At 62.5% G+C, this 10,627-nt stretch carries 9 protein-coding genes; 3 read left to right on the top strand and 6 right to left on the bottom strand.

Annotated features, from left to right (window positions below; translation table 11 throughout):
- Positions 1-195 precede the first annotated feature (195 nt).
- Positions 196-1,293, top strand: a complete 1,098-nt coding sequence (locus tag VGI36_10330; GenBank protein ID HEY2485537.1) for an amidohydrolase family protein — start codon at positions 196-198, stop codon at positions 1,291-1,293.
- 81 nt (positions 1,294-1,374) lie between these two features.
- On the opposite strand, the gene VGI36_10325 is transcribed toward VGI36_10330, so the two are convergent.
- From VGI36_10325 to VGI36_10315, 3 genes are read right to left on the bottom strand one after another with little or no spacing between them, the layout of a single operon-like run.
- Entirely contained in the window at positions 1,375-2,196 is an 822-nt protein-coding gene (locus tag VGI36_10325) for an ABC transporter ATP-binding protein (protein HEY2485536.1), read from the bottom strand.
- Entirely contained in the window at positions 2,193-3,248 is a 1,056-nt protein-coding gene (locus VGI36_10320; protein HEY2485535.1) for an iron ABC transporter permease, read from the bottom strand. Before VGI36_10320 ends, VGI36_10325 begins: the two co-directional genes overlap by 4 nt.
- The gene (locus VGI36_10315; protein ID HEY2485534.1) at positions 3,245-4,129 is read right to left on the bottom strand and encodes an ABC transporter substrate-binding protein; all 885 of its coding nucleotides are present in this window, start codon (positions 4,127-4,129) and stop codon (positions 3,245-3,247) included. Before VGI36_10315 ends, VGI36_10320 begins: the two co-directional genes overlap by 4 nt.
- A 102-nt stretch (positions 4,130-4,231) precedes the next feature.
- On the opposite strand from VGI36_10315, the gene VGI36_10310 reads away from it, so the two are divergent.
- Positions 4,232-6,055: an FAD-binding protein gene (locus VGI36_10310; protein ID HEY2485533.1), complete on the top strand. Its 1,824-nt coding sequence runs from the start codon at positions 4,232-4,234 to the stop codon at positions 6,053-6,055.
- A gap of 53 nt (positions 6,056-6,108) precedes the next feature.
- Here the strand turns inward: VGI36_10310 and VGI36_10305 are convergent, their stop codons facing one another.
- Positions 6,109-7,056: an NAD(P)-dependent oxidoreductase gene (locus tag VGI36_10305; GenBank protein ID HEY2485532.1), complete on the bottom strand. Its 948-nt coding sequence runs from the start codon at positions 7,054-7,056 to the stop codon at positions 6,109-6,111.
- A 75-nt stretch (positions 7,057-7,131) separates the two neighbouring features.
- On the opposite strand from VGI36_10305, the gene VGI36_10300 reads away from it, so the two are divergent.
- A complete protein-coding gene (locus VGI36_10300; protein HEY2485531.1) occupies positions 7,132-7,557 on the top strand; it encodes a VOC family protein in 426 nt (141 codons plus the stop codon).
- 136 nt (positions 7,558-7,693) lie between these two features.
- Here the strand turns inward: VGI36_10300 and VGI36_10295 are convergent, their stop codons facing one another.
- Positions 7,694-9,700, bottom strand: a complete 2,007-nt coding sequence (locus VGI36_10295; GenBank protein ID HEY2485530.1) for a pyrroloquinoline quinone-dependent dehydrogenase — start codon at positions 9,698-9,700, stop codon at positions 7,694-7,696.
- A gap of 78 nt (positions 9,701-9,778) precedes the next feature.
- Positions 9,779-10,546 carry a helix-turn-helix domain-containing protein gene (locus VGI36_10290; GenBank protein HEY2485529.1) on the bottom strand — a complete coding sequence of 256 codons (768 nt, stop codon included), beginning with the start codon at positions 10,544-10,546 and terminating at the stop codon, positions 9,779-9,781.
- Positions 10,547-10,627 lie beyond the last annotated feature (81 nt).

Genomic DNA, 10,627 nt, shown 5'->3' with positions numbered 1-10,627 from the left:
CTACGTCCTGCCCTTCAAGAGGAGCTCGGGGTTGAGCAAGTTGGCCCTCGGTGGACGAGGGGCAGCTCTCACACCGTTTTTTCGAGCGTTCTCCTCAGCCTTGGTAGGTCTCGATGTACCAAATGTTGCCGAACGAATCTCTTACGCCGGCGGCTCTGCCTTTCCAGGGTTTATCGGTGGGTTGGGTGACTGAGGTTGCTGCCCGACGACCTGTGGATACAGCGCCTGGTGTCGTCGATGCGCGATCGTGCACCCCGGGTGGAGGAGCGCGATGGACGCGCGGTGTGGCTGTGCGAAGGCAAGGTTTGGGGTCCGTGGTTCGGCAAGCGTCCCGCGTCTGGAGCGGCGAGGCCGCCGAGCCCGGTAATCAATGCCTTCGACCGCAGCGGGATCAGCGAACAGAGCGCCCGCCGTCCCGGGGTTGCCGCGTTGCGGCTGGCCGACATGGACCGCGACGGGGTGCAAACCCACGTGATGTTCGGTCCGGTCGTCTCGATCATCGGCGAGGATCCGGCGCTGCGCGACGACTGCTATCGCGCCTACAACGACTGGCTGGCGGAGTTTTGCGCCGCGGCTCCGGATCGCCTGATTAGCGTGGCGATGCTGCCCGAGTCCCCCGAGGCGGCTTTGAAGGAGATGCTGCGGCTGGCCGCCCGAGGAGGTTTTCGCCAGGCGAACCTTCAGATCGCCAACGTCAGGCCACGTCTTCACGATCGAGCCTGGGAACCGTTTTGGAGCGCACTCGAGGAGAGCGGGCTTATTCTCTCCTTCCACGTGACCGTGTTTTTCGGCGTTCCCAATGACCCGGCGGCCGGCAAACCCGCTAGCGCATTCACCGCGACCAAGGCGTTTATTGAACAGTTCCTCGATCCGTTCGTCGATCTGTTCGCGTGGGGCATTCTCGAGCGGCATCCGAAGATGCGGTTGGTGATGGCAGAGAGCGGGCTCGGCTGGCTACCGTGGGTCGTGCAGGAACTCGACTATCGGCACTGGCGGCTCTGGGAAGCGCGCGAGTACTGGGATCAACACGGCGGCATTGCACTGATGATGAAACCGAGTGAGCTCTTCAGACGGCAGATCTATACGACCTTCCAGGAAGATCATGTCGCGATGTCGCTGCTGCCATTTTTCGGCGATGGACACCTGATGTGGGCCTCCGACTATCCGCATCCCGACAGCACCTGGCCGAACTCGCGTGCCACCATCGAGCGGCAGATGAGGTCGCTGTCCGCGGAGATGCGCAGGAAGCTCACCCACGATAACGCGGCACAGCTCTATGGATTGGGCTTCTAGGCTGTTCCGTCGGCCGTGGTGAGAAACGAGGAGCGAACCCAAGAGACTCGCAAAAGGTAATTCAAACACTCCGTTTGACGATTACTGAGGAGTCATACGAGGAATGTGCGCCGGCAGGATCGTCAGCTGACCCGTGACCGGGTTTTTTCCCACGTAGATTTCGGTTTCGTAGACCGATCTCAGATTGCTCTCGGTTAGAACTTCGGAGGGCGTACCGTAGCCGACCACCTCGCCCGCCTTGAGCAGCATCACCCGGTCGGCATACGCTGCCGCGGCATTCAGATCGTGCAGGGTCGCTACCACGGCCAGGCCACGTGCTGTCGCCAATTCCCGGAAGCGCGAGAAAATTCCCACCACGTGCTTGAGGTCCAGGAATGCGGTCGGTTCGTCGAGCAGCATGACACGCGGCTGCTGGGTGAGCGCGCGCGCCAGGAACACGCGCTTGCGCTCGCCACCCGACAATTCCTCGATGTGGCGATGCGCAAGCAGCAAAAGATCGAAGCGCGCGAGCGCCGCCTGTGCGATCTCCAGATCGTGACGGCTCTCGAAGCGAAACGCGCCTAAATGCGGTGCGCGGCCCATCAGCACGATTTCCAGCACGGTGAACCGGAACGCGACCGTATTCTCCTGGGCGACGGTGGCGATCTCGCGCGCGATCACGCGACGCTGCAGCCCCTTAAGGGGTCGGCCTTGGAGCTCAACGCTTCCCTGCCACGGGCGCATCGTGCCGCCGAGCACTCGGAGCAACGTCGACTTTCCGCTGCCGTTGGGACCGACAATTGCGAGCAGCTCCCCGGGCACGACTTCGAGCGAGACTCCGCGCAGCACCGGCACACTCGCATAGCCCGCCCACAGGTCGCGCGCGGTGAGGGCAGAATCCTGAGGGGCCGCGCCGGTGCTCACAGTCCCAGCGGCTTTCCGCCTTCGCGCCGCAGCATGTAAACGAAGAACGGACCCCCGAACAGCGCGGTGATCGCTCCGACTGGAATTTCCGCGGGCGCGATTGCAACGCGTGCAATCAGGTCCGCGATTACCATGAAGGCCGCACCGCCGATCAGCGAAGCAGGGATCAGCAATCGGTGATCGGAGCCAAATGTAATCCGCAGCATATGCGGGACGATCAGTCCGACGAAAGCGATGATGCCGCTTACCGAAACCACCGCGCCGACCATCACCGAGGTGGCCACGAAGATAAGCCGGCGCAGGAAGTCCACGTCCACCCCCAGCTCGGCCGCGGCTTCGTCGCCGAGGCTCAGCAGGTTCATGTCGCGTGCATAGAACATGAGCGCGACAAAGCCGCCGAAGCCCAGCACCGCAACCAGCACAACTTCGTGCCAGGTCGGCGCCTCCAGGCTGCCCATCAACCAGAACAGGATCGTGTGCGCATAGTAAAAATTGACCACACTGTTGACTACCATGATGGCGGCGCCCCAGAACGCGTTGAAAATCACGCCGACCAGCAGGAGCGTAAATGGCTCGAGCTGCCCTTCCACTTCCGCCAGCCGATAGACGGCCACGGTCGAAAGCAGCGCGGCACCGAACGCAACCAGCGGCACTACCGTGGTTTCGGATGCGCCGATCCCGCTCAGAAACACCAACGCGACAATCGCACCAAGCGCGCCCCCGCCCGAGATGCCAAGTATTCCACCCTCAGCCAAGGGATTGCGCACCAGCGCCTGCAGAGCGGCGCCCACCGCCGCGAGCACCGCGCCCACGATGACCGCCATTATTAGTCGCGGCAGGCGGGCGGCGAAAAAAATCGCATGATCGGAGCTCGACGCGTCGGCGAAAGCGCTCACCAGACTTATATGCACGCTCCCGAACTTGGCCGCGACCAGCATGGTCGCAAGCAGCAGGAGCGTGAGCAGCATGAGCACCGAGACCATCCTTGAGGTGGTGAGGTACGCACCCGCGATGGGGTTGTGACGCACGGCATTCGCGGACGGCGTCGTCACCGGGTTTCGCCTCGCGCCGTCGTCGATGCGGGGAACGTTTCCGGGTGAATCAATGCGGCGAGCATTTCCAGGGAAGTTCCAATCCGCGGGCCGGCATGCAGAACCCGATCGCTGGAGTAGCCGTAGACACGGCGGTTTTGCACTGCGGGAATGGTGGGATACTTCTGCCAGAACCGCGCGGGAGCGGCGGGGTCGGAGCCCATCTGCCCGTCGAGTATGACCTGCGGTTTCATCGCGATGATGTACTCGATACTGAGTTTGGGCCACTGCTGCCCCAACGAATCCGCAATGTTATCGGCATTGCAGAGCCTGAGCAGGTCATCGAGGAAGGTTCCGGGTCCGACCGCAATCAAGGGTTCGTGCCCCACCAGCATCAACACGCTAACCCGTGGCAGTTTGGATACTCTGCTGCGAACCTCGGAGATTTGTACATTCAGTTTTTCCAGCAACCTCCGGGCACCATCCGCGCGGTCGGTCTTGCGCCCGACCTCGCGGATACTCTCCTTGATCTCCGCGACCGAATCATCGCGGATGGTCAGAATAGAGCAACCCATTTCTCTGAGCGCACGAATCTGTCGCGTTTCGGACGACAAACCAATCCCGATCACGAGGGTCGGATGCAAGGCGATGATCGCCTCAAGATTTGGGGTCAGAAATGAACCGACCCGGGGCAGGCGCGTGGCCTCGGGTGGGAAGTCGGAATATTGCGATACTCCGACCACTTCATCACCCGCGCCCAGCGCGAACAGTATTTCGGTCACCGAAGGAGTGAGCGACACGATGCGCTGCCGACTTGCCGCCACCGCGCCGTGCGCGCAGCCGAAGATGCCCGCGACACTTAGCAGCGCGACCGCCGCGCCCACCCATGATTTTTGGTGCACCCGCACTTCGCGCACGTTAACCGATCGAGCGCGTGCTCGTAAGTGGGGTTTGTTGCATCGGCGCGTCGCAGTCGATTAGCCTCGGGCAAACAGGAGATGCTCGTGCTCAAAATCGCAGTGTGCATTAAGCAGATTCCCCTCATCGAAGACGCGAACTTCGATGCCGAAACCAAGACCATCAAGCGCGATGGGCCCGCTGTGATCAGCGCGTTCGACCTTCGCGCGATTTCGCTGGCAGTCGAGTTGAAGAACAAGCACGGCGCCGAGTGCACCGTGGTGACGATGGGTCCGCCGCAGGCGCGGCAAGCGCTGGTCGATGCGCTCGCGATGGGGATGGACCATGCGGTGCACCTGGAAGATCGGGCCTTTGCCGGATCGGACACGCTCGCGACCGCGCGCGCGCTTGCCACCTGGCTCGCGCGTGGGAGCTTCGACCTGGTTCTGCTGGGCAAATATTCGCTCGATGCGGAAACCGGGCAGGTGGGTCCCGAAATCGCGGAGCTGATCGCGGCTGCGCAAATTACCGGGGTGCGCAAACTCGAGATCGACGGCCGCATCATTCGCGCCGAGCGCGAAAGCGATGAGGGCTACGAAGAGATCAAGGCGCTGATGCCGGTGGTGCTGACCTGCGCGGAACGGGTGGCGCAACCCATAAAGATGAAGCCGGGCGCGCAGGAAGCCGCCAAATCGAAACCCATTCAGGTCGTCCGCGCGGGCGAGCTGAGCAGCGCGGGCGACGCGTTTGGCTTTGCGGGGTCGCCGACCTGGGTGCAGGAAGTGCTCGTGCAGCGCACCCCGAAGACCGAATGCAAGTTCATCGACGCGGCCGATCCGGAACGCGCTGCTGCTGCGTTGGTCGAAAATCTCGATAAAGTGGGCGCGCTTACGCCGCGCAAGAAGGAGCGCCGCCTTGTTGCCCCCGGCATCCGCAACGGGACACGCACGCGTGACGTCTGGGTTGCATGTGAGATGGACCTGCGCGGGCATGTCACGCGCGGCTCGCTCGAGCTTCTTTCTCGCGCCGACCAGCTCGCGGCGAGTCTCGGTGGGGCCGTGGTCGCGGTCGGTTTTCCCAAGTCGTTCGCGCAGCACGCGGGATTGGTCGCGAGCTATGGAGCGGACCGCGTCATGGTGCTCGACCATCAAGAGCTTGAGTCCTATTCGCCGGCCAGCGCGGCCGCGGCAGTTGCGCAGCTGGTGCGCGAGAGGATGCCATGGGGTCTCCTACTCCCCGCCAGCGAACGCGGACGGGATTGGGGGCCGCGGCTTGCCGCGCGGCTGGGGCTGGGACTCACCGGTGACGCGATCGGGCTCGAGGTAGATGAACAGGACCGGATGGTCGCGCTCAAACCAGCCTTCGGCGGAAATATTGTCGCGCCCATTCTTTCCAAGACCTACCCGCAAATGGCGACGGTGCGCCAGGGGATGCTGGAGCTGGCTGAGCCACGTGCGGAGCGCATCGCCGCGGTCGAAACCATCGTCCCGCAATTGTCAGCGCCGCTCAGCGAGGTGGTCGCGCAGCACTCGCTACTTGACGAATCGATCGAGCCACTTGAGGGTGCGGAAGTGGTGGTAGGAGTGGGAACCGGGGTGGGGGGGCCGGAAGGGGTCGCACGGGCGACCGACTTCGCTCGGGTGATGCGCGCGGCGCTGTGCGCGACACGGCGCGTGACGGACGCTGGATGGGTGCCGCGCCAGCTCCAGGTGGGACTCACCGGCAAAGCTATCGATCCGCGCCTGTATCTGGCGATTGGAATTCGCGGGGTCCCGAACCACACGGTGGGAATCAAACGCGTCGAAACCGTAGTCGCAATCAACAACGATCCGGAAGCCGCGATCTTCGAGCGCGCGAACTTCGGGATTGTGGCCGATTGGGCGGTTATCCTGCCCGCCATGCAGGAGGTGTTCCGCGGTCGCCTAACCTGACGGTTCCGGCCCCTAGCAAACCAATCTGCGCCTGTCGGGTGCTGGACCGGCGCCTAAGCGGGCGAACGATTGGACCCGCGCTCCAACAGTTCTGGTGCAAGCGCCGCAATCATGCCGCGGATGCCAGCGTGCCAATCAACCCTAGTGTCGCCCACCAGTTCGCGCATCCGTGTCAGGTCGGTGCACAAGCTCCCGAAGGCGCTGGGATTGTCGACGTAGCGCGGCTTGAGCCCGGTCAGCTCACCCAGATAGTCGCACCATTCCTCGATGCTCACGCGCGGCGAGCCTGCGAAATTGGTCAAGGTGACCTCCCGCGTAGCGGCCGCCAAGAGGCGCGGGATCTTTTCGATGCAATCCTCGACGTGCAGCAGGTTGTAATAGTTGGGACGCTCGGGGTGCACCTCGATGGCCGCGCCGTTGCGCATCATCATCAGATGAAAGTACGGCCAGCCGCCCTGCTCACCATAAGGAACGCAAAGCCGGGCGATGGTAGTCGGAATGCCGAACTGGCGCGCAGCGAACATGCACACCCTTTCGCCGGCGATCTTGGAGATGGAGTAGGTCGCAAACATCGCGCGATGGTTATCGCCGAGCGGGTCGGATTCCTTGCGCGGCGCGTGGCCGCGATATTCGTAGACCGCGGTGCTGGAGACGTGCAGGAACGCCATCGCCTTGCGACACCGAGCCATCAGGAAGCCAACCCCGTCGGCATTGGCACGGAAGTCCACATCGAAATTGCCACTGCGCGCAACCGCGCAATTGATCACGTAGTCGATATCTTCGGGAACTGCCGCGAGACTTTCCTGCTGGGCCAGATCGACGGCGATTGGTATTGCGCCCAGCGCTTCCATGGCGCGTCGGTCTTCCGCTCTCCCGTATCGCGCCATCGCATAGACTGTCCCCTCCCGGGCGTACGCACGCACCAGGGGCCTCGCCACCAGGCCGGTGGCGCCGGTGATGAGAATCTTTTTGCCCTTGAAACCGACCGGCTCAAACGCCATCGTTTTAATCCAAAGAGTCGCCCCAATTTAACGTGGGAAGGGCGCCAAAAGCCAGATTGGTCAGGGAGAATTCCTATGGCTGACTACCAGCAAAAAGATTTTCACACGGTCACGCCGTACATCTACGGACGCCTCGATTTGATCGAATTCCTTAAGCAGGCGTTCAATGCCGAAGTGCGGTTTCCCGGGACGGGAAACGAAGATGGCTATCACGCCGAGATCAAGATCGGTGATTCGATCGTGATGCTCGGCATCGCAAAATCGATTCCACGTGAGTTCGGTCCGCTCGCTGAATGGAACAAAACTCCCACCAGCGCGCCTCCGCCGGCGACCCTATACCTATACATGCCGGACGTCGATGCGTCATATAAACGCGCGCTCGGTCTCGGCGCTCGCTCGCTGGGTGCGCCGGCCGACATGCCGTGGGGCGACAGAGTTGCTGGGATCGGTGATCCGTACGGTAACAAGTGGTGGATGGCAACATTCAAGGGTGCGAGCTAATTCGGGGCGGACGCGATTTCTCGGGGACTGGAAAATCGCGGAATTCATCGCGGTGGAACTGGCTGACGGTGACAGGGCTGCGCTTCACCGCACGGAGGTCGCAGCGCGAACGCGCGGCGACCTGAACGGAGTGCGCTCAATTGCCGGCGCTGGCTGTGTCGCTTGCTTGTGGGAGCGCGAAGGCGACCAGGCTATCGCTGCGTGGCGAGTTGAATTTCGCGTGACCGCCCGCCGCGATCACGACGTACTGCCGGCCGTTGATGCTGTAGGTCATGGGAGTGGCGTTGCCTCCCGCTGGCAGGTCCCCGGTCCACCGCAACTGACCGGTTTCGATGTCAAATGCGCGGAAATGCGGGTCGCCGAGGACCCCCGCAATAAAGACCAGCCCGCCGGCGGTGACGATTTCACCGCCCAGGCTCGGCCCGCCCCAGTGAAAATCGGGGAGTGGAATAGGACTAACCGAGCGCACCACGTCGCCCAGCGGGACCGACCATCGGATCTGACCCGTCGACAGATCAACCGCTGCCAGCATGCCCCAGGGCGGCGGATTGCACGGAAGCCCGAGAAGCGATGAACGCAGAAAGGTGCGGCTCATCCCATAGGAAGCGCCCAACTGTGGGGCAAATTCGAGATCGAACCCGCGCGAGTTGCTTTGCCGCTCGGTGAATTCGCGACGCGGAATCAGGTGAACGTCCGCGACCAGGTTATTCAGGTTGGTGACTAGTATCTGACGCTGGGGGTCGAACGCGGCGCCGCTCCAGTTCATTCCCCCGGTATTGCCCGGAATGATTAGCGAACCACCAACTGAAGGGGGCGTGAAGATTCCCTCGGAGCGCAATGCTTCCATTCGCTTGCGGCACTGGCGGCGATCGAAGTAGGCCACGCCCCATGCCTGGTCGGCCGTCAGAGTCTGCGGCACCAGGGGTGGCGGCAAAGTCGGGAAAGGTTGGGTGGGTGAGGTCTCCTCGCCGCGAGCATCGGATTGCGCCACCGGTTTTTCGATGATGGGAAACACCGGCGCTCCGGTGAGCCGGTTAAAGACAAACAGTTGGCCGCGCTTGGTGCCCTGCACCACCGCGCGGATTTCGGCGCCGCCCTGCCGTATGGTAGCGAGCAACGGCTGCGACGGATTGTCGTAGTCCCATAAATCGTGGTGGGTGGTCTGGAAGTACCAGGCCAAGCGGCCGGTCTGTGCGTGCAATGCAACTAGCGAATCTGAATAGACGTCGGAACCACGCCGCGCGCCGCCGAAATAGTCGGGGCTTGCGCTCGCAACCGGCAGAAACACCAGCTCATTTTGCGGATCGACCGAGATCGGTGCCCAGGTGTTGCCTGCGCCGGTCCGAAGTGCGTCCTCTGGTTTCCAGTCCTTCCACGCCGGGTCATCGGCTCCTTGTGGGATCGGATTCCATGACCACCGCAATGATCCGGTGCGCGCGTCGAAGGCTCGCACCGTCCCGAGCGGCTCATCCACGGCTCGATTGTCACCGATCGCGGAACCTACGATGACCAGGTCGTCGATGATCGCGGGTGGCGAGGTCTCCTCGTATTCGCCGTAGTAACCGATGCGGTCGATATTCTTCACGCCGCTCTTGAGATTCACGGTTCCCGCGCCGCCGAAGTCGGAACAGGGTTTTCCCGAGGCGGCGTCGAGTGCGATTAACCGTGCATCGATGGTAGCGATAAAGATTCGGCGCCGGCATGCCTCTCCCGGTTTGCGCTCAGGATCGAGCCACGAGGATACGCCGCGATTTATCAGTCCTTCCGAGTAGGGCTGGTCCTTCCTGATCTGCGGATCGTAACTCCATTTCTCGGTACCGGTTTCGGGATTCAGGGCGATCACGCGACAGAACGGGGTCGAGATGTACATCGTCCCGTCGATCACGATGGGAGTGTTCTCAAAGCCGCTCTTGCTGGGACCGGGGTTGCCATTTGAGATGTCGCCAGTGTGGTAGACCCAGGCGACCTTGAGCTGGGAAACGTTACCTCGATTGACCTGGTCGAGGGGCGAAAAACGCTGTCCGCCCGGATCGTTGCCGTAGTAGGGCCATTCGACCGACTTGCTCTGGTCCGCTCCCCAGACCGGTGCAGCCAGCAGCGGGGCAATCATGATCATGAGTAGATACGATCGCAAACTTGTCATCCGAGCCTCCGGAGTTCGCGGAGCAAAGGCGCTGCCTCTGCGGGGAAGGGAGTTCGCGTGAGAATCGCATGGGTTTCACTACAGCTTCGGGCCTGCGTGCAGCTGGCTCCTTTGGGGGTTTCCCTTCAGTTTGGTGGAGGTGGCTCGGGCAGGAGGGGCCAGCAGGCCGCTCACCAGAAAATCGACAGTGGTTTCGAGCGCGGCTGCGTCGCTGATCATCGCGGAGTCCGGCGAGTTGTGCCGATGGCGTGCAAACCAGACCACCGTCTCCAGGATGAGACGCGCGGCGGTCGGCACATCGGGGAGGGGGCGAACCGCTCCCATCCTGATTCTGCTTTCCAGATATCTTCCGAGCTGTGCGACTAGCGAGCGCCGGCGTTCGATGTAAAAAAGCTGGGCGAGCTCCGGCAGGTCGACCGCCGACCGTTCTACCAGGTCGAGCCCGCGACCCACACGTTCCACCCCGGCGTAATATTGGCGGACGATCGTTTCCAGTTCGGCCCGCGGGTCCGCGACCGAGGATCGCGTGAGCGCGCTTTCGAGCTCGGGCAACGCAAGCTGCGAATTGATGCGAACACGCAGCCGGACCAGCGTGTCGGTCAACGACGGGGTTTTAATCGGAAGCTTGAGAGCCGCGGGCAGGGGAGCATCGCTAAGGCCTCGGTCGATAATCAGGTAGAAGAGCGCGTCCTTGCTCTCGACGTAGTTGTACAGCGAGCCCTGGGAAACGCCTGCGGCACGCGCCACGTCGGACATCTGAGTGCGCCGGTAGCCTTTGCGGATGAAAACCTCGATGGCGGCATCGATTATCTGCGGGAGGCGGTCGGGGGGACGTCGTCGCGACATGGAGGTTTTTATAATAACTGACTGACTCAGTCAATTATTGCGCGACGCCAGCCACCGCTCACACCGCCCTTTGGTCTCGTC

It is taken from the genome of Candidatus Binataceae bacterium (genome assembly GCA_036495685.1).
Lineage (GTDB): Bacteria > Desulfobacterota > Binatia > Binatales > Binataceae > JAFAHS01.
The sequence above is the reverse complement of the archived record's forward strand: the minus strand, read 5'-3'. Positions and strand labels throughout refer to the sequence as shown.